Genomic DNA, 19,731 nt, shown 5'->3' on the forward strand with positions numbered 1-19,731 from the left:
CTGTTCGTGCGGTTTTTCCGCAGCGATTGTTGGTTCTTCCCTCTGGATCAGTATCGGCCTCAGTCGAGGCCGAGATTTTCACGCAGCGTGCTGCCCGAATATTCGCTGCGGAACAGGCCGCGCTTGCGCATTTCCGGCAGAATGAAGCGCGACAGGTCGTCCATGCCTTGCGGCAACATCGGCGGGCAGATGTTGAAGCCGTCGGCTGCGCCCGTCTCGACCCAATGCTGCATGTCGTCGACGATCTCTTCCGCCGTGCCGACCATGTAGCGGCCGGTAAAGCCGGCGGCGGCATTTTCGTACATCTGGCGGATCGTCAGGTTCTCGCGCCGTGCCTTCTGGATCATCGAGCCGGAAATGCTGATCTTGTCGCTGACGAAATCCTCCGGAATCGGCTGGTCGAGATCATAGGCGGAAAGATCGCCGCAATAGTTATACAGCATGGCAAGGCCGGCGACCGGATCGATCAGTGACTGCAGTTCCTCGAACTTCGCCTGCGCCTCCTCCCTGGTCTCGCCGACATAAAGCGTGATGCCCGGCATGATCAGCGGCGCGTTGGCGGTCCGGCCGTATTCGGCGGCGCGACGCTTCAGGTCCGTATAGAAAGTGCGTGCCTCTTCGATATCGAGTGCGACGGTATAAACGACATCGGCATGCTGGGCGGCAATGTCGCGACCCTTGTCGGAGGCGCCGGCTTGGACGATCAGCGGGCGCCCCTGCGGCGTACGTGCCGAGGTCAGCGGCCCGCGCACCTGGAAGAAGCGACCGGAATGATTGAGCACATGCAGTTTGTCCGGATCGTAGAACTGGCCGGTTGCCTTGTCATGCACGAAGGCATCACCCTCGAAGCTCTCCCACAGTCCCTTTACCACGCCGACGAATTCCGCCGCCCGGTCGTAACGCTCATCCTTTGCCAGCGGTGCCACACGGTTGAAGTTCAACGCTTCCTGATCCGACCAGGAGGTGACCACGTTCCAGCCGGCACGGCCGCCGCTGATATGGTCGATCGAGGCAAATTTACGGGCGACATGATAAGGTTCATTATAGGTGGTCGATGCGGTCGACACGAGGCCGATATGCTCGGTCACGGCGGCAATTGCAGACAGCAGCGTCAGCGGCTCCAGTTCGGCGTTGCGCATGTCGTGCGACAGCGCGCCGGCCGGCTTGTCCTCGCCGCGGACGGCAAGGCCGTCGGCAAAAAAGATCATGTCCAGCTTCTCAGCTTCCGCCTGCAGCGCCACGTCGCGATAGGCCGCAAACGAGGTCAGCGACGACGGGTTGAAGTCCGGGTGCCGCCACGCCGCGATGTGGTAGCCGAGATAGCGCATGGACAAGCCGAGCTTGATTTCAGTCATTGCTGCCGTTCCCTGCCGATCATGTTTCCATGCCGGCTTTTGTCTTTGTTTCGGTATACCCAATCAATGCATGACTTTAATTCTTTGGCAATAGTCAAATGAAGTTCGAAAGGGTCAAAATTTATGCCAGCCTTCATTTTGTGCATATTAGTGAATTTTATGCATGGAAAACAACGGCGATGGATTTCTCGTTTCTCCGTGAAGTTTCCGGATCAACGACCAATCAGGTCAATTGCCGGTTGACATTCTCATTTCGGTATACTGAACTGGAATTCAGCGTATTTTCGTTTGGCGCAGTCTGGAACAATCATGGTCGACGTAAATTCGATGCCGGAAGCCGATGACGCGTTTCGCGGCAGCACCGTCTATGTCGGGCTGAAGGAGCGTATCCTTCGTCACGAATTTCTGATGGGGACGCCGCTGCGCGAAGAGGATGTCGCCGGCTGGTTCGGAACCAGTCGCGTTCCTGCCCGTGAGGCCCTGCGTCGGCTGGCGCAGGAGGGGCTGGTCGAACGTGTCGGTCGCCGCTACACGATCCGCAGTTATAGTTATGACGAGATCGTCGTCGTCTACCGGCTGCGCGCGGCGCTTGAACATCTGGCCGTGGAGCGGGCGATTGCCAATCGCGACCGTGGGTTCGACAGGATCGCCTCCGTTCTCGATCGCCAGAGCCAGGCTGTGCAGCGGGCAAGCCGCGGCGAATTCAGCGCGCTCGATACCGAATTTCATCTCGCCATCGCCGATGTGAGCGGCCTGCCGATGTTGTCGCAGGAACTGGAACTGGTTCTCAACCGGGCGAGACTGATCCGCAGCAACGAGATCGGCCGCGATTCAGGTCCGCGAGCCGCCTATGACGATCACTGTCGGATTTTCGCGGCGATCGAGCGTGGCGATGCGCGCACTGCCAAGGCCGAACTCGAATATCACTATTTCACGACACTGCGCTGGCATACCGGCGCGGTCATTGCATCCGCGCAGCAGGACGACATTTAAGATGGATTACGCCAAGGATTGCCTCAACCAATTCCCCACTTTGTGGATGGACACTGCACAGGAGGCCGATCTTACGACGCCGCTCGATGGCGATGCGAAATGCGACGTGGTCATTATCGGTGGTGGCTATACCGGTCTTTCCGCCGCCATCACGCTCGCGCGACGCGGCGTGGACGCGCGTCTTCTCGAGGGCAGTTTTCCCGGCTGGGGCGGTTCGGGCCGCAATAGTGGCTCGGTGATCCGCGGCTTCAAGAACAGCCGCAGCGATCTGATCCGCACCTATGGCGAGGATCGCGGCCGGGCAATGGCCGATTTCGGCGCCCGCACGACCGATGTGGTGATGGATTTCATCACCGATTACGCTATCGAATGCGATCTGAAGCGCACCGGCTGGCTGTTGCCGGCCCATAATGCCGCCGGCATCCGCCGTGTCGAGGAGCGTGTCCGCACCTGGACCGCCGATGGTTTCGGCGGGCTCGATGTCGTCGGTCGCGAAGAGCTTGCGGCCCTGCTCGGATCGCGGGCCTATATCGGTGGCATGATCGACCGCGAAGGCGCCTCGATCAACCCGCTCAGCTATGCGCGCGGGCTGGCGCGTGCCGCAATCGGCCTCGGCGCCCATATTCATTGCCAGACGCGGGCGACCGCCATCAAGGAGACGGCGGGTGGCTGGTCGGTCCCGACACCGCGCGGAACTGTGACGGCCAAGGCCGTCATTCTGGCAACCGATGCCTATTCCCATGGCCTCAGTGCCGCGGTCGACGACAGCTATGTTTCGATCCACACCTTCATCGTCGCCACGGCGCCCCTGCCGGATGCCGTCGCCGATACGATCCTGCCCGGTGAACATGCCGCCTCCGACAGCCGCCGTATCCTCAACTACTGGCACAAGACGCCGGACCGGCGCGTCCTGTTCGGCACACGCGGCACGCTCAGTGGTCCGTATCGCGACGGCGATTTCTCACATGTGGAAAAGGCGATGCTCAACGTCTATCCGCAGCTCGAAGGTCAGCCGATCGAATACCGCTGGGCCGGCAAGGTGGGGCTGACGCGGGACTTCATGCCACATATCGACCAGCCGCAGCCGGGTCTGTGGACCGCCCACGGTTATTGCGGGCGCGGTGTGGCGATGGCGAGCGCCTATGGCACGCTGCTCGGGCAGACCGTGCTCGGCAATACGTCGCTCAAGGAACTGCCGATACCGAACACGCCGGCACCGCGCATGCCGCCGCCGCTGCTGCGCAATGTCGGTATCGTTGCCGCAACGCAGCTTTACCGCGCATTGGACGTAAATTTCTAAAGCTCTTGACGCCCACCGCCATGGCCGTCGGCAGCGCGGATCCACGAAGGGATATCAGATGAACCAGAATGCCTCGATACCGATGCCAAGCGAGCCGGTCTCCCTGTCCGCCTATCGCGCTGCCATGGCCAAGGTGGCAGCGCCCGTCCATATCATCACCACCCGCTGCGGCGAGCGAAACTACGGCATGACGGCAACGGCGGTCTGCAGCGTCACGGATACGCCGCCGCGCCTGCTGGTCTGCATCAACCGTACCGCCCAGTCCTATGAGCATTTCCTGACGTCGCGGGTCCTGGCGGTCAATACCGTGCAGGCGGCCGATCAGGAGATCGCGGCGGTTTTTGCCGGTGCAGGTGGGATAAAGGACATGGATGTTCGTTTCGGCCATGGCACATGGGATGTGCTGGAAACCGGCGCTCCGGTGCTGATGAGTGCCATATCCGCCTTCGACTGCCGGATCGTCGAAGCATCAAGGCAGGAAACGCACGACATCCTGCTCTGCGACGTCGTTGGCCTGCGCGTTGCAGAAGAGCCCGAACCGCTCCTGTATTTCGACAAGCGCTTTATTGCGCTGGCACGCCAGGGTTGAGGGCTGGAAAAGCGAAGCCCGCACTGCGGCAGAACCGTGGTGCGGGCCTCTAACCGCCATCATGGCGGCTGGAACAATGGGTGGAACGGCATCGATCCACCGTCAAATGAATATTTTGTAACTCACAGTCATGTTCGGTTGAAGCTGCTTGAGAGTTCATCCACAGGAAGAATTAGGTGCGACTAATGTTTGTCCTGCCTCGATGGACGCGCTGGAATCATCTGGCTGAGAAGCTTGAACAGCATTTTTGTCCGGCGATGCGCCGCTTGGTGATCGTTTGATATTGCGTTGCCGGCTCGACCACATCTCCGCCGACGATGGCGATGCGCCTGTGGCTGCGGATAAGCTCAATCACTTTGGCATTTGGCATGCCGTCCGTCGGTCCTAGGCATCAGGGGCCTGACTGTTGCCGTGAGCGGGGCTTGCCGGGCGGAAGCGGGAAGAGGCCTGATGGTCGCGCTCCATCGTCATGCGATACTGGTAACGGTCTGTCCGATAGAGGATGCGGATGAATTTTACCGGCCTGTCCTCGCTTCCAAGCACCGTGCGGGTAACAGCAAGCAGCGGCGTTCCGACCGGGATGCCAAGCGCCTGGGCAATTTTGGGATCGGCAAGAGCCGCGCTGAAACTCTGCCGCGCGCCGACGATCTCGATGCCGTTTCTGTCGAACAGGCTCATCAGCGAGGCGGCGTTCATATCCTCCTCGCTGAAGCGCCGGCCGATATAGCCGGGCATGAAGCTGGTCAGGTAGGAATAGGGCACATCATTATAGCTGCGCACCCGCACCGCCCTCTGGACGGGTTCATCCGGCCCGATCTGCAGTTCCTTCTGACAGTCGGCAGGCGGCAGCACGGAGCCGAATTCGAGCACCCTCGCATGACTGCGTGTTCCCGTGTCGGCGAATTTCTCCAGGTCGGCAAGGTTTTCCAGAGGCCCGTCGATATCCTCGGCCGGCATTTGCGGCATCACCTCGCGACTGATGATCCGCGTACCTGCTCCCCGCCGCCGGTCGACGAAACCCAGCTGCGCCAGTTCGTTGATGGCGCGCGATACGGTGATGCGTGATACCGTGAACTCACGAGCCAGCTCCACCTCGGCTGGAAGAAAACCGTTCGGTCCGTAAAATCCCTGTTCGATCCGCTCGCGCAATACCAGCTGCACCTGATGATAGAGCGGCGTCGGGATGCCGGTGGGCGAGCGCACCAGCGGGGTATCTGTCATGTGCAATCCTTCTCGCGCGGATTCGAGTCATGTCCTCGACCGGCACAGTGTCCTCCAATAGCCGGCGATGACAACACTCAACTTTAGGATGCGGCGTTGCGCTGATGGAGATGCTTCCGGTTCAGTCCGGTAGCCGGCCTGGCTCATTCGCGGCCGGTACCATTTCCGATAGGCAATCGTGATCCGGCGCCGAAAATGCATTGACAGCCGCGCGGCGACTGGCAATCATTTGTATACGAACAATGGGCGAAAAGACCCGGGGAACGACATGAGGATTGCAGCTGGTGATGACCGGCTACCGGCCTATGGGCCGGCGCTTGGTCGTATTTGTTTTCGATTGGAACGCTTCCCGCCGGATGCGGGCTGTCGGCACAAACCGCGATGGCTCTCTCGCCCCGGCGGGTGCAGACGTTGATGAAGACGCAGAGCATCCATCTCAAGGTCAACGGCAATAGCCATGAGCTCGACCTTTCTCCCGATACGCCTCTGCTCTACGTGCTTCGCAATGATCTCCGTCTGAATGGCCCGAAATTCGGTTGCGGGCTCGGCGAATGCGGTGCCTGCGCCGTTCTCGTCAACGGCAGGACGGTGCGCTCCTGTTCCATTTCGGTCGCCGCGGCGGAAGGCCGGGAGATCGTCACGCTTGAGGGACTGGGTACGGTCGATGCTCCCCATCCTGTCCAGCGTGCCTTTGTCGAACAACAGGCGGCGCAATGTGGTTATTGTCTCAACGGCATGATCATGGCGATCGCCGGCCTTCTCAACCGCAATCCTGAACCTGCCGAAGCGGATATCCGCGCCGCCCTGAAAAACCATCTCTGTCGGTGCGGCACCCATGTGGAAATCCTTGCAGCGGCAAGGCGCGCGGTCGAACTGATGCGGGAGACACAGGTCGAGGAGGCGCTGCCATGAGCGAACCGCGCGAGACGATCGCTTCCGCCTATTTTGATCACCCCGAAGCACTCCTCGTCGTTCGGCAGAATGCCGATGGCAAGCGGGAGCTTTTCCTGGCGATAGAGCCGGGCTGTCGTGTGACGGCCTTTAACGGCCATGTCGATCTCGGCACCGGCATCCGCACTGCACTGGCCCAGATCGTCGCCGAAGAGCTGGATATCGCCTTCGACCGCGTCACCATGGTGCTTGGCACGACGACGGCTGTGCCCGACCAGGGGCCGACGATTGCCAGCGAGACGATCCAGTTTGCCGCAAAACCGCTGCGCCAGGCCGCGGCCACCGCCCGTCGACATCTGCTTGAGCGTGCCGCCAGGCTTCATGCGCTGGAACCGTCAGCGCTTACTATCGAAAATGGGCTGATCCGGCCGACGGCCGAATCCAACTGGGAATTGGATTTCGACGAGCTTATCGCCGGCCGCAACGAACAGATCGAAATCGATCCGCTGGCACCCGTCAAGCCTGTCGCAGACTACCGGCTGGTCGGCAAGGGCCAGAAGCGCAGCGATATTGCCGCCAAGGCCGCCGGCACATGGTCCTATGTCCATGATGTGCGGGTGCCGGGCATGCTGCACGGCCGGGTCGTTCGACCGCCTTATGCGGGCTTTGACAGCGGCGATTTCGTCGGCCACAGCCTGATTGCCGTGGATGAGGCATCGATTGCTCACGTGCCGGGCATCGTTTCTGTCGTCATCGACGGCGATTTCATCGGCATTGTCGCCAGCCGCGAGGAATTTGCTGCCCAGGCCGCCCGCGAACTCAAGGTCACATGGCAGGCACTCCCCGACTTCCAGGATCTCAACGAGCCTGAAGAACCGTTGCGGATGAACCGCTCGAAGCCGCGATTGCTGCGTGATCAGGGCGATGTCGAGCGAGCGCTTGCCGGCGCTTCGCCGCTGATGGAACGCACCTATGTCTGGCCTTACCAGATGCATGCCTCGATCGGCCCATCCTGCGCCGTCGCCGACTGGAAGACCGGCAGTCTCGTCGTCTGGTCGGGTACACAGAACCCGTTTCCGATGCGTCGTGATCTGGCGCTTCTGCTTGGCATGCCGGAAAACCAGATTGTCGTCGAGCGACTGGAGGCGGCGGGCTGTTACGGACGCAACTGTGCCGACGATGTGACGGCGGATGCCGCACTTATGTCGCGGGCGGTCGGCCATCCGGTGCGCGTCCAGCTTACCCGCGAACAGGAGCATGCCTGGGAGCCGAAGGGTGCCGCCCAGGTCATCGATGTACGCGGTGGGCTCGATCTCGAAGGTGGCCCGGCCGGTTACGAATTCGATACCCGTTATCCCTCCAACCTGTCGCCGACGCTGGCGCTGATTCTGACCGGCCGCCTGCCGAACACGCCGGAGGTCGCCGAGATGGGCGACCGCACCGCGATCCCGCCCTATGCGTTCGGGGATATGCGCGTCACCGTTCACGACATGCCGCCGATCGCGCGGGCCTCGTGGTTCCGCGGCGTCTCGGCGATGCCGAACTCGTTTGCGCATGAGAGTTTCATCGATGAGCTGGCGGCGGCGGCGGGTGTTGATCCGGTCGAGTACCGGCTGCGTTATCTCACCGACAGCCGTGCCGCCGATCTCGTCCGCGCCGTCACCGAAAAGGCCGGCTGGAGGCCGCGTACCCGCTCTGGAACCGAGGGCGGCGAGGGCGACCTGCTCTATGGCCGCGGTTTTGCCTATGCCGTTTATGTCCACGGCAAATTTCCCGGCGTGGCTGCCGCATGGTCTGCCTGGGTGGCCGATGTTGCGGTGAACAGGAAAACCGGCGAGATCGCTGTCACGAAGATCACCGTCGGCCAGGATTCCGGCATGATGATCAACCCCGACGGGGTGAAACATCAGATCCACGGCAATGTCATCCAGTCGCTGAGCCGGGTCTTGAAGGAGAAGGTCAGCTTCGACGGCGCCAGGGTGGAAAGCGTTGAATGGGGCGGTTATCCGATCATGACCTTTCCGGAAGTGCCCGATATCGACGTGCTGATGTTGCCGAGGCCGGATGACGAGCCGCTCGGCGTCGGCGAATCCGCTTCCGTGCCAAGTGCTGCCGCTATCGTCAATGCCGTCTATGACGCGACGGGCCTGCGCTTTCGTGAATTGCCGCTGACGCCTGACAGGATACTGGCGGCACTGCGCGAGCAGCGCGGCGAATTGCTGCCCGCACCGGCAGGCAGGATGCGGAAGGAGCGCAGCTGGTGGAAGCTGCCGCTGGCGCTGACCGGCATCGCCGGGGCGATTGCCGGCGGCATTACGCTCGCCTCTCCCGTGCGCAGCGCATTCGCACCGATCCCGAGGCCCGATCCCGGCGTCTTCAGCGCCGCCACCATCGAAAAAGGCCGGCTGGTTGCCGCGGCCGCCGGCTGCAATGTCTGCCACGAAGGGCCGGGCGGTGCGCGCCTTGCCGGGGGGCATGCGTTCGACACGCCCTTCGGCACGGTCTATTCCACCAATATCTCGCCCGATCCTGTCCATGGCATCGGCAACTGGTCCTACCCGGCTTTCGAGCGGGCGATGCGCGAGGGCGTTGCCCGCGACGGCCGCCATCTCTATCCCGTCCACCCTTATACGTCCTTTGCCGGGGCTGACGAGGCGGACCTTCAGGCACTTTATGCCTATCTGATGTCCGAGACGCCGTCGGCGGCGAAAGCGCCTGCCAGCGAATTGAAGCCGCCGTTCAACATCCGTGGCCTGCTGGCGGGATGGAACGCACTCTATCTCGATCCGCAACCGTTCAAGGCCGATCCGGTAAAAACGGCATCCTGGAACCGCGGCGCCTATCTGGTGGAAACGCTCGGTCACTGTTCCGCCTGCCATAGCGAGCGTAATGCCATCGGCGCCGAAAAGCAGGGCAGCGCCCATCTCGCTGGCGGTTATGCCAACGGCTGGTCGGCGCCGGCGATCAACGGGGCGGGCGCCGGGCCTGTCGGCTGGACCCGTGCAGCGCTGTTCGATTATCTGCGTACCGGCCATTCGGCCGACCATGGCAGCGCCGGCGGCCCGATGGCGGGCGTCGTCAAATCGCTTTCGGCGCTGCCAGACGAGGATATCGCGGCGATCTCGGAATATCTTGCCAGCCGCGGGGACGCCGTGTCCGGCGAAGATGCCGTCCTCCAGAAAGAGGCACGGCTTGCTGCGGCGGAGACCGCCAGGGCTGCGGCCCTCGATATCTCTCCTGCCGGGGCCCGCATTTTCGACGGAGCCTGCGGTTCGTGCCATGAGGGCGCATCGCCGCTGGCAAGCCTCGCACTCAACTCCGGCCTGTCGGCATCGCGGCCCGACAACGTCGTCAACGCCATCCTTCAAGGCATGCATGCGCCGGCGATCCTGACCGAACATGCGAGCGTCAGGGATCTGGAAGTCATGTCGATGCCGGGTTTTTCCGGCAGCCTCAGTGATCGACAGATCGCCGATCTGGCCGTCTACCTGAGGGCAAGGTTTGCCCCGGGCGAAGCGCCTTGGGAGGGCGTGAAGGAGACGGTTGCGCGGGCGAGGGCATCGGCGACGGGAGGCTGAGGCCGTAGCCTGAATGGCGGCGGAGAGTTTGTTTTTTATTCACAAGGTCGTCTGCATGGACATCGTAAGCCCCGCCCTTCGCTTTGGCTCAAGGGGTTCGTCACTGCAATCGATCCGCCGGATCGATTGCTCGGGCTATGTCCGACCGTTCCTCACCCCACAAACGCCCGTTCTACGACAAATGTCGCCGGCTTGTTGTTGGCGCCTTCGATCAGTCCGAAACCTTCGAGCATGGCGGATGTGTCCTTGATCATCGCCATCGAGCCGCAAATCATGGCCCGGTCGGTCTCTGGCGAAATCGCCGGCAGGCCGGTCATTGCGAAGAAACGTCCATCGGCCATCAGCTCGGTGATCCGGCCCATCCGCGGGAATGTCTGGCGGGTCGTGCTGGTGAACAGCTTCAGCCGGCCCGCGATCATCTCGCCGACCAGCGGGTCGTCGGTCAGATCCTCGGCAAGGCGGGTGATATAGGTCAGTTCCTCGACTTCGCGGCAAGTCTGGATCAGCACCACCTGGTCGAATTTCTCGTAGGTCTCGGGATCGCACACGAGGCTGGCAAATGGCGCGACACCGGTTCCGGTCGAGAAAAGATAAAGCCTCTTGCCCGGCAAAAGCGCGTCGAGCACCAGCGTGCCGGTTGGCTTCTTGCGCATCAGCACCGTGTCGCCGGGCTTTATCCGCTGCAGATGTTCCGTCAACGGTCCGTCCGGCACCTTGATCGAGAAGAACTCGATCTCTTCGTCCCAGGAGGGGCTGGCGATCGAATAGGCGCGAAAGACCGGCTTTTCGGCATTCGGCAGACCGATCATGATAAATTCGCCGGAACGGAAACGAAAACTCGCCGGGCGGGTGATGCGGAAGCGGAACAGCCGGTCGGTGAAATGTTCGACGGCCACCACTTTTTCGGCAAACACATTGTCCGGGACCGCAAAGGTCTGCGCAACTTCCGCGACCACATGCAGTTTCGTGGCCAGACTGCCTTGCGTCATCATCTTCCTCGTGAAAGTCATTTGTATACAAACGATATTGCCGGGAAAACGTTGCGAGGTCAAGGGTCGGTCAGCCGACCGTCGGCGTCGACAGAAGCCAGAGGCCAAAGACGGTATAGCCGACCATGACCAGCGCCAGAAAAATCTGGCTTATTGTTGCGCGTGCCGGACTGTCAAAGCGCTGGAGCGCGATCATATGGGCAATCAGGATGCCGATGCAGTGGCCGCCGGCAATGATCGCTGTCTGCGCCGTCCAGACCTTCTCGACATTGTGGATGTCGATCAGCATCGATGCGGTGACATGCCACTGCGCGGTTCCGAGCAGATCCCAGCCCTGATGAAAGGGATCGGAAATCACGGCATAAAGATATTGGCCGTTCATCAGAAGCAGGCTGAGATAATGGGCGCCGTGGAAGGCGACCGAGATCGGCACGATCGAATAGACCAGATGCGCTGCAAGCGAGAGGCAGGTGTTGCGATCGCGCTTGCCGCTGAGCCATGTGCCGGCGAACACGGCGGCGAGATAGATAAGGGCGAGCACCGCGGGCGCCGCGATGAGCCCGAACGTGTTCGGCAGCGTAACGGCGCTGCGGCCTGGAAATTCGAGTGGATTGATGCCGATTGCCGCAAGCCACGTGAAGGTTTCCGAAAACCCGTCAAACGATGCGGTTCCCAGCGTCAGCAGCAGAAAAATTGCGGCGCTGATCGGCGGCGGCTCGTCGGTCACGCAGCGCTGGCCGGGCCAGCCGATCCTGACCGTCGTCCATATGCCGGATTTCGGCGGCTCGATCTGCAGCGGCGCAATCATGCCGATCATCCGGAAATAGACGGAGAAGGGTTCGCCGCGTTTGGTCCATTCCGCTTCGCCGAAGACAACTATTGCCGCCAGATTGGCGAGCCAGTAGAGCGTCGCCGCCAGCGCCAGCCGTGGCGGGTCCTCCGGCGCCAGCGAGATCAGTTCGTACCAGGCGAACAGGAAGAACAGCAGGATTGCCGGCAGATATCCGACGGCCGCGGGAAGTCTCGTCAGCGGTTGGCTGCCAAGCGCAAGGCCGGTCAGTCGCCGCAGGATGGCAAGTGGTCCGGTCCATGGATTGAACCAGGGCCACAAATTGCCGACCACCGCCTGCAGCAGCGTGAAGGCCACCCAGAATAGCGTCCAGACGAAAAGCGGCAGCGGGTTTTCCAGCGGATCGGCGGTGGAATAGATCCCGGTCGCCACCAGGCCTGCGAGCAGCAGAAAACTGGCCGTGCTGGTAAAGGCGACCGGCAGAACCGGTCTGTGATCCAGGATGAAGACGGCGCGGCTTGCCCGGCTGAACCATGCGGCAGGCACGAGAAGCAAGGTGATGAAGGTGGCGGCGACGACGATTGCGCCGCCAGTCATGTAATAATCGGTCGGCAGCAGCATCACCAAACCACGCTCGGTGCCATGGGCGGATGCATGACAGGGCGCCAGCAGGCAGAGGGTTGCCGGTGCCAGAGCTTGAAGCCGGCGGATCGCGCTGAATTTGCTGCCGTCCATTCGAAGTTTCATGCCACCCTCAAGCTGAACGGTCCGCCCCATGTTCCCTGTCCCGATCATCTGTAAACTTAAGGCCTTCCATGGCTTTTCATCTTCCGCCAGACTGCGGCGAATCCGGTCATTGCGGATGTTCAGGTTCATGGAGGTTCTATTCGTTGGCATACAAACAGGAGGCGCATCCGTTGTCCATGGCGGATCACCTAATTTTCAGCGCCCTCCACGTCGTGCTTGTCAATCATCAAACATCGTGATTTGTTGGTAGACGAATGATCTATCGCACAAGAATGACGGACGTTCTTTCCACTAAGAGGGGAAATTTCATATGACCGATAAGATAGCAGACCCGAAATCTTCATTGACTCGTCGCTCCACGCTTCTTGGAATGGGAGCGGCCGCCGGCGCCGGCGTGATGTCTTCCGTTTCGCCCGGCTTCGTACGTTATGCACAGGCCCAGTCCTCCGAGCCGATCAAGCTCGGTTTCGAATGTCACCGCACCGGCATCGGCGCATCCTATGGCCGCTGGTACGAGCGCGTCGCCAATGCCGCCGTCAAGATCATCAATGACGAGGGCGGCATCAATGGCCGGCCGGTCCAACTGATTACCGAGGATGACGGCACCGATCCCAAGCGGGGCGCCGAAGTCGTTGAGAAATTCGCCACTCAGCACAAGGTTGATGCCGTTTTCGGCACGCTGTTCTCGCATGTCGTTGTGGGTGCTGCACCGCGCGCCGGCGAACTGAAAATGCCGTATCTGGTCGTTTCGGAAGGCACGCATGTGTCGTCTGGCAGCCTCAACCGTTACTGCTTCCAGCCGGGCATTACCGATGTCCGAAGCCAGGTCACGTCGGTTGCGCCTTGGATCACCAAGAACCTCGGCAAGAAGGTCACAATGATCTTCCCCGATTACGCTTTCGGCTACGACCACCGCGACAATCTTCCGCCGGCGATCAAGGCGCAGGGCGGCGAGGTCGTCGAGATGATCGCCGTTCCACCGACGGAAACGTCGTTCACCCGCTACCTGCCGCGCATCCCGACCGATACCGACGTGCTGTATCACATCATGGTCGGCCCGGCGGTTCTGACCTTCGTCACCGAGCTCGGCCAGTTTTACGGCTCGCAGCGTCCGCAAATCTTCGGCTTCATCGACAGCGTCGAGGCGGTCGATCTGGCCACGCCGCAGCTTGGTTTCCTCGACGGCACCTATTTCTGGGAAGGCATGCCGCGTTATGCCCAGAAGGACCAGAGCCAGTGGGACAAGCTCTATCGTGCGGCTGTCGGCGTCAACGAGAACGGTGCCAGCGTCAAGGACCCGAAGGACATCTCCACCTACGCCCACATGTACGGCGTCTGGGAAACGCTGTTCACCATCAAGCAGGCCATGCAGGCGGCAGGCTATGCCGGGCCGCAGGACAAGGCCAAGTTCATCGAGGCCCTCGAGGCGATCGAGAAATTCGATGAAGGCCGCGACCATCCGCAGGGCAACAAGATCTTCAACGGCCGGAACCACCAGGCCTATGGCCACCAGAACATCTCCAAGGTCAACGGCACGCGCATGGACGTCGTCCATCGTACCTCGATCGAGGACGGCATGTATGAGGTGAAGGCCGACTATACGAAGATGGCGCTCTGACCGAGCCCTGAGCAGGGCGCCGCGATCAAGTGGCGCCCCCGTTCGTCTCTCGTGTTTCCTTTCCCAGTCCGTTATGAGATCCGGCAAGGGACACGTGTGTCCATGCATAAGGAGAAAGTCTTGGCTTTCGGTCCGTTTCTGCTGCTCGCGACATTGGAGGGATTGCTCCAGGCGGCGATCCTCACACTCACTGCGCTTGGCCTGTCGCTTGTCTTCGGCGTCATGCGGGTGGTCAATGTCGCCCATGGCGAGTTCTACATGCTCGGTGCCGTATTTGCCTGGTGGGTGGCGTCGATGTTCGGCATGCATCCGGCAATCGGATTCTTCGTCGCACTTGTCGTCAGTCCGCTGATCGTCGGGGCCATTGCCTTTGCCAGTGAGCGGCTGATCCTGAAAAGGCTGAATTACGATCCGGAATCCACCATCGTTGCGACGATCGGCATGCTCTATGTCATCCAGCAGAGCGTGCTCTTGACCTACGGCCCCGATGCGCGACCGGTGCCGGCCCCCTTTTATTACCGGATCCAGCTGCCGTGGTTCGGTTATTCCGGCTATAATCTGTTCGTCATTGCCGCCGCTGTCGTCCTGCTCATTGCCGTCTGGTTCGTGCTGAGCCGCACCCGGCTTGGCCTGATCATGCGCGCCACCCAGTTCGACCGCGAGACGGCGCAGGCCTTCGGCATCCCGATCGAGCGGGTCTATGCCTTCGTGTTTGCTGCCGGCGCCATGCTCGCCGCGATCGCTGCGGTGCTGATCGTGCCGATCCGCCAGGCGCATTACCTGATGGGGCTCGATCCGCTGCTCCTGTCCTTCATCGTCGTCATTCTCGGTGGACTGGGCAGCCTGAGGGGCACGGTCGTTGCAGCTCTACTGATCGGCTTGAGCGACGGCATCATCTCCGTCTTCTTTTCGCCGACGCTTGCCAAGATGATCTCCACCCTGCTCGTCGCCCTCGTGCTTGTGTTCAAGCCGGAAGGCCTGTTCGGAGCCAAGGCGCGATGATGGGATCCTCGACCAAACGCGTCATCGCGCTGCACGCCACGGTGTTTGCCGCGCTGTTCCTCGTCCAGTTCGTGCTGCCGGACTATCATTATCTCGCCATGACCCGCGTGATGGTTCTCGCCATCTATGCGATGGGCTACAACATGCTGTTCGGTTATACCGGCCTCTTGAGCCTCGGCCATGCGATGTTCTTCGCCGCCGGTCTCTACGGTGCGGGCATGACGGCCTATTATACCGATCTCGGCGTGCCGGCGGCCTTCCTGATCGGCATCTGTTGCGGTGCGCTTCTGTCGCTGGTCATCGGCCTGGTGGCGCTGCGCACCACCGGCGTCGCCTTCATGATCGTCACCATGATGTTCGGCCAGGTGGCTTATCTCACCACGACCTATTTCACCGATTACACCCGCGGGGAAGAAGGCCTTACCATGCCGATCGCGGCCCGCAGCTTCGATCTTTTCGGCCTGCATGCCGACCTCACCAACCCCGTCGTGCGCTATAATCTGGCGCTCGGGCTGCTTTTAATCGCACTTGTCGCCATCCTCGTCATCGTGCGGGGACCGATGGGCCGGGTGCTGATCGCCATTCGCGAAAACGAGCCACGCACGCTGATGCTCGGTTTTAATACGTTCAAGGCGAAACTCGCAGCACTGGTCGTCTCCGGCACGATCTCGGCCATGGCCGGCGCCGCCTATGGCCTGTTGTTTGCCTATATCGGCGCGAGCTTCGCCTCCATTCAGTATTCGATCGAGGCTTTGCTGTTCACCCTGCTCGGCGGTGCCGGCACCGTGCTCGGTCCGCTGCTCGGCACGATCGCGATGTTCTACATGATCGACATCGCCAGCGAATATACGGAAGCCTATCTGCTCGTCACCGGCGTGGCGCTGGTGCTGCTCGTCCTCTTCTTTCCGAAGGGCTTGCTTGGAACGATCCGCGAAAGGTGGCTGACATGGCTCCCGTGACCCTGCTTTCGACCAAGGGCCTCAGCCGCCAGTTCGGTGGTCTGAAGGCGGTCAACAATGTCGACTTCACGATCCGGCAAGGAGAAATCCGTGCGCTGATCGGCCCGAACGGCGCCGGCAAGACGACCTTCGTTTCTCTGCTTTCGGGACGTCTCGACCCAAGCGCCGGATCGATCGAATTTCTCGGAAACGAGATCACCGGAAAGCCCGCCTATAAGCGGGTGCGCGACGGCATCGCCTATACGTTCCAGATCACCAGCATCTATCCGATGCTGAGCGTCTTCGACAATGTGGCACTCTCGGCCCAGAGCGCGTTGCAGCGATCACAGGGCGCCAGCCGCTCGCTGATTGCGGAAAAGGCACTTGAGGCGTTGAGCCGTGTCGGCCTGGGCGATCGCTTGCGGGAAAAGGCCGGTACCATGTCCTATGGCCACCAGCGGCTTCTCGAGGTGGCGATGGGGCTGGCGCTGGAACCGAAGCTGCTGATCCTCGATGAACCGACGCAAGGGTTGTCTGACGGCGAGATCGACAATTTCTGTCGTCTGGTGAAGGAAATTGCCCGGTCTGCCACGGTGCTTCTGATCGAACACAACATGCCGGTCGTGATGAAGCTCGCCGATACGATCACGGTGTTGAACTACGGTGAAATCCTTGCCGAGGGAACGCCCGCCGATATCCGCGCCAACGCGGCCGTGCAGGCCGCTTATCTGGGGACGGGCTGACATGCTGGAAATCTCAAATCTCGACGTCTATCACGGCAGCAGCCAGACGCTGAAAGGTATGTCGCTCACCCTCAACAAGGGCGAAGTGCTCTGCCTGCTCGGCCGAAACGGCGCCGGCAAGACGACGACCTTGCGTGCCATCATGGGACTCGCCCGTGCCAAAGGAGGCAACATCCGCCTCGACGGGACCGAGATTTCCGGCCTGCCGGCGCATGAGGTTCCGCGCCGCGGCATCGGTTATGTCCCGCAGGGGCGCCGGTTGTTCTCCGAACTCACCGTCAGGGAAAATCTCGAAATCGGCATGATGACACGCCACAGCCCGCGCCGTGTTCTCGACGAGGCGCTGGCGCTGTTCCCGCGGCTGCAGGAAAGGCTTGGCCAGGTGTCGGGAACGCTTTCCGGTGGTGAGCAGCAGATGCTGGCCACCGCCCGTGCGATGTGCATCGACCCCTCCGTCATCCTTCTGGACGAGCCGACCGAGGGATTGATGCCGTCGATGATCGCCACCATCCGCGACGTTGTCGTCACATTGCGCGAGCGCGGCAAGGCCATTCTTCTGGTCGAGCAGCGTGTTGAGGCGGTACTGTCGATTGCCGACCACGTCTGTTTCGTCGAGAACGGCCGCGCCCAGGCGATACTGCCGGTTCAGGCGCTGAAGGACGATCCGTCCCTGTTGTCCCGTTATGTCGGCGTCGGATGATGTCAGGTGATCTTGCGCAGGAGTTCGATGAACATCATGCGTTCGGCCGAGGTCAACGGATCAAGGGTGTTTTCCGTCGCCTGGATGGCTGCGGCGAGATTGGTCTCGATCAGCGCATGGCCGTTATCGGTGAGTTTCAGCACCAGCCGGCGGCCGTCATTCGGGTCGGATGCGGTCTGGATCAGACCGCGCTTGACCATTCGGTCGACGACACCCTTGATGGTTGCGACATCCATTGCGGTCTCGCGGCCGAGCTGGTTTTGCGAGCAAGGCTCGATCTGCCTGAGTTTGGTCAATGCCGCCCATTGGGTCGTCGTCAACTTGTCGCCGATCAGCCCGTTGAAGATCGCCACATGCCGCTGGTTCGCCTGGCGAAGGAAAAAGCCGATCTGCTGGTCGACCTCGTAACCGGTCGTTTCGGATCGTTTGCTGTCCATCGTTTTCAAATCCCGGCGTCTGGCTGTGATGGCAGCGCCGGGCCGTGGCGCCGCTCATCGAAACGGGTTTAGCCCGGCAGGCGCGATTGTCAATGTCACAGGCCGAAAAGGCATGGTTTGCAGGCGTTGCGGTGCAGCCGGAGGCAATAGGCCAGATAGGGACGAATGAAGCTGTTGTGACGATCAGGCCCTTTGCGGGGCCGCTTGACAGTAGTATGAAGTCAATCGATACTTGTTAGTATACGAATGAAATAATCATGTTCGGAAACGCGTCTTCGCCGAATGACCCCAAGTGCAGTCACTTGAGGCGGCGGCCCTCGGGAAGGAGATTTCCTTGGTCAAGCAACTGGTCGAAAGCACGCTCAACGGCAAGATCCGCTGTGATGCCTGTCCCGTGATGTGTTACATCGCCGACGGCCGCTCCGGCGCCTGCGATCGGTATGCCAATGTCGCCGGCGACCTGATCCGTGTCGATCCGCTGACGATCATCGAGGCGACCGAGGCGGAGGGTGGTCCAGGGGGGCTGAAAGTCGTGCCTTTCCTGCCGGCGGGTGGCGCTGCGGATTGGGATGGCGACATCGTCCAGCCCCGCAACGCCTTCGTCACCGCCGTTGGTGCCGGCACCACCTATCCCGATTACAAGCCCGCCCCCTTTATCGTTTCCCGCAAGGAAAACGGCGTCGATATGGTGACCGTCGTCACCGAGGGCATTTTTAGCTATTGCGGCGTCAAGGTGAAGATCGATACCGACCGTTTCCTCGGGCCTGAATCGGCGCCGGTCAGGGTCGATGGCGAGCCGATCGGCCATGTCATGACCAGCGAATACGGCTCGCAGATGTTGTCGCTCGGCGGCGTGCATCACCTGACCGGCGGCTCCAAGAAAGAGGGCCGCGTCACCTGCGAAGCGCTCTTGCAACTCTGTAATCGCTCCTCCGTCGAGATGACCATCGACGGAGGGGCCACATTGGTCGTAGCAGCCGGCCAGCCGCCGATCATCAATGGCGAGCAGGAATATCGCATGCGTGTCGGCTGCGGTTCGGCGACGATCGGCATGTTCGCCCGCCAATGGCTCGGTCATGTCGATGAGGTCGTGGTCGTCGACGACCACATTACCGGCGTGCTGTCCGAACATCAGGCCGGCAAGCTTCTGGACATTCCTCCGACCGGGATCAAGATCAAGGGTCGCCGCTCGACGCCTGGTCGCTATTTCCAGGTGGCCGAACCCGGTACCGGCTGGGGCGGCACCAACATCACCGACCCGCTGGCCATTCTCGGAGACTTCGATGCGAAGACCGCCTATCCCGGCCTTCGTATGCTGATGGTCTCCACCACCGGCGAGCAATACGGCTATTATATTCTCGACGACAATCTGCAGCCGACGTTGCAGACGGTTCTGCCGGCGGCACTGCAGCAATCGGTCGAGGTGATCGAGGAAAATTGCGAGCCGGCGCTTGCCTCTGTTCTGTTTATCGGCGGTGCGGGCGGCAGTCTTCGCGCCGGCGTCACCAGCAATCCGGTGCGGCTGACCCGTTCGGTCAAGGATGCGCTGACCCATGTCTCCTGCGGTGGTGCGCAAGCCTATGTCTGGCCAGGCGGCGGCATCACCGTGATGGCAGACGTGATGGACATGCCGACCAATTCCTTCGGTTACGTGCCGACGCCCGCCTTGGTGGCGCCGATCGAGTTCACCATGCGGCTTTCCGATTATGAAGCGCTCGGCGGCCATATGGAGGCGGTCGTGCCGATCGAGCAGGCTGTTGCGCTGGCCGAGCGGAAGATCGCTCCAGTATCGTCCGGCGCATGGCCGACGGATGTCCGCAATTTCCGCTGGGGCGGGTAG

The 19,731-nt window shown here is 61.4% G+C and carries 17 protein-coding genes; 11 read left to right on the plus strand and 6 right to left on the minus strand.

Translation table 11 applies throughout. The features are described 5' to 3' along the window. Window positions 1-59 precede the first annotated feature (59 nt). Entirely contained in the window at window positions 60-1,355 is a 1,296-nt protein-coding gene (locus AC2GXZ_RS17980) for an LLM class flavin-dependent oxidoreductase (protein WP_483760555.1), read from the minus strand. Window positions 1,356-1,664: 309 nt separating this feature from the next. Between AC2GXZ_RS17980 and AC2GXZ_RS17985 the strand changes: the two genes are divergently transcribed. The 3 genes from AC2GXZ_RS17985 to AC2GXZ_RS17995 are packed head-to-tail and all read left to right on the plus strand — an operon-like array spanning window position 1,665 to window position 4,237. Then, complete coding sequence (locus AC2GXZ_RS17985; protein WP_483760556.1) at window positions 1,665-2,348, plus strand: GntR family transcriptional regulator; 684 nt, start codon at window positions 1,665-1,667, stop codon at window positions 2,346-2,348. Window position 2,349: 1 nt separating this feature from the next. Beyond that, a complete protein-coding gene (locus tag AC2GXZ_RS17990; protein WP_483760557.1) occupies window positions 2,350-3,648 on the plus strand; it encodes an NAD(P)/FAD-dependent oxidoreductase in 1,299 nt (432 codons plus the stop codon). Window positions 3,649-3,706: 58 nt separating this feature from the next. Beyond that, entirely contained in the window at window positions 3,707-4,237 is a 531-nt protein-coding gene (locus AC2GXZ_RS17995; protein WP_483760558.1) for a flavin reductase, read from the plus strand. Between the two features lie 217 nt (window positions 4,238-4,454). On the opposite strand, the gene AC2GXZ_RS18000 is transcribed toward AC2GXZ_RS17995, so the two are convergent. Together AC2GXZ_RS18000 and AC2GXZ_RS18005 are read right to left on the minus strand one after the other, a co-directional pair. After that, window positions 4,455-4,607 (minus strand): hypothetical protein, encoded by a 153-nt coding sequence (locus tag AC2GXZ_RS18000; protein WP_483760559.1) that lies wholly within the window; start codon window positions 4,605-4,607, stop codon window positions 4,455-4,457. Window positions 4,608-4,621: 14 nt separating this feature from the next. Beyond that, window positions 4,622-5,458: a GntR family transcriptional regulator gene (locus AC2GXZ_RS18005; protein ID WP_483760560.1), complete on the minus strand. Its 837-nt coding sequence runs from the start codon at window positions 5,456-5,458 to the stop codon at window positions 4,622-4,624. Between the two features lie 414 nt (window positions 5,459-5,872). Here AC2GXZ_RS18005 and AC2GXZ_RS18010 point away from each other — a divergent pair, with 414 nt between their 5' ends. Together AC2GXZ_RS18010 and AC2GXZ_RS18015 are read left to right on the plus strand one after the other, a co-directional pair. Further along, window positions 5,873-6,370 (plus strand): (2Fe-2S)-binding protein, encoded by a 498-nt coding sequence (locus AC2GXZ_RS18010; RefSeq protein WP_483760561.1) that lies wholly within the window; start codon window positions 5,873-5,875, stop codon window positions 6,368-6,370. Continuing rightward, a complete protein-coding gene (locus tag AC2GXZ_RS18015) occupies window positions 6,367-9,927 on the plus strand; it encodes a molybdopterin cofactor-binding domain-containing protein (RefSeq protein WP_483760562.1) in 3,561 nt (1,186 codons plus the stop codon). Before AC2GXZ_RS18010 ends, AC2GXZ_RS18015 begins: the two co-directional genes overlap by 4 nt. A gap of 152 nt (window positions 9,928-10,079) precedes the next feature. Here AC2GXZ_RS18015 and AC2GXZ_RS18020 read toward each other — a convergent pair whose 3' ends face one another. Next, window positions 10,080-10,916, minus strand: a complete 837-nt coding sequence (locus tag AC2GXZ_RS18020) for a ferredoxin--NADP reductase (RefSeq protein WP_483760563.1) — start codon at window positions 10,914-10,916, stop codon at window positions 10,080-10,082. Between the two features lie 70 nt (window positions 10,917-10,986). Further along, window positions 10,987-12,483: a hypothetical protein gene (locus AC2GXZ_RS18025; RefSeq protein WP_483760564.1), complete on the minus strand. Its 1,497-nt coding sequence runs from the start codon at window positions 12,481-12,483 to the stop codon at window positions 10,987-10,989. Window positions 12,484-12,763: 280 nt separating this feature from the next. On the opposite strand from AC2GXZ_RS18025, the gene AC2GXZ_RS18030 reads away from it, so the two are divergent. From AC2GXZ_RS18030 to AC2GXZ_RS18050, 5 genes are all read left to right on the plus strand, one after another. Further along, window positions 12,764-14,071, plus strand: coding sequence for an ABC transporter substrate-binding protein (locus AC2GXZ_RS18030; RefSeq protein WP_483760565.1), 1,308 nt, complete (start codon window positions 12,764-12,766; stop codon window positions 14,069-14,071). A gap of 120 nt (window positions 14,072-14,191) precedes the next feature. Further along, window positions 14,192-15,073 carry a branched-chain amino acid ABC transporter permease gene (locus tag AC2GXZ_RS18035; protein WP_483760566.1) on the plus strand — a complete coding sequence of 294 codons (882 nt, stop codon included), beginning with the start codon at window positions 14,192-14,194 and terminating at the stop codon, window positions 15,071-15,073. After that, the gene (locus tag AC2GXZ_RS18040) at window positions 15,070-16,032 is read left to right on the plus strand and encodes a branched-chain amino acid ABC transporter permease (RefSeq protein ID WP_483760567.1); all 963 of its coding nucleotides are present in this window, start codon (window positions 15,070-15,072) and stop codon (window positions 16,030-16,032) included. The genes AC2GXZ_RS18035 and AC2GXZ_RS18040 overlap by 4 nt, the downstream gene beginning before the upstream one ends. Beyond that, complete coding sequence (locus AC2GXZ_RS18045; RefSeq protein WP_483760568.1) at window positions 16,020-16,754, plus strand: ABC transporter ATP-binding protein; 735 nt, start codon at window positions 16,020-16,022, stop codon at window positions 16,752-16,754. Before AC2GXZ_RS18040 ends, AC2GXZ_RS18045 begins: the two co-directional genes overlap by 13 nt. A gap of 1 nt (window position 16,755) precedes the next feature. Then, entirely contained in the window at window positions 16,756-17,454 is a 699-nt protein-coding gene (locus AC2GXZ_RS18050) for an ABC transporter ATP-binding protein (protein ID WP_483760569.1), read from the plus strand. Window positions 17,455-17,456: 2 nt separating this feature from the next. On the opposite strand, the gene AC2GXZ_RS18055 is transcribed toward AC2GXZ_RS18050, so the two are convergent. Continuing rightward, complete coding sequence (locus AC2GXZ_RS18055; protein ID WP_483760570.1) at window positions 17,457-17,891, minus strand: MarR family winged helix-turn-helix transcriptional regulator; 435 nt, start codon at window positions 17,889-17,891, stop codon at window positions 17,457-17,459. A 334-nt stretch (window positions 17,892-18,225) separates the two neighbouring features. On the opposite strand from AC2GXZ_RS18055, the gene AC2GXZ_RS18060 reads away from it, so the two are divergent. Further along, entirely contained in the window at window positions 18,226-19,731 is a 1,506-nt protein-coding gene (locus tag AC2GXZ_RS18060; RefSeq protein ID WP_483760571.1) for a 6-hydroxynicotinate reductase, read from the plus strand.

Source organism: Aliirhizobium sp. YIM B11859 (assembly GCF_057163345.1).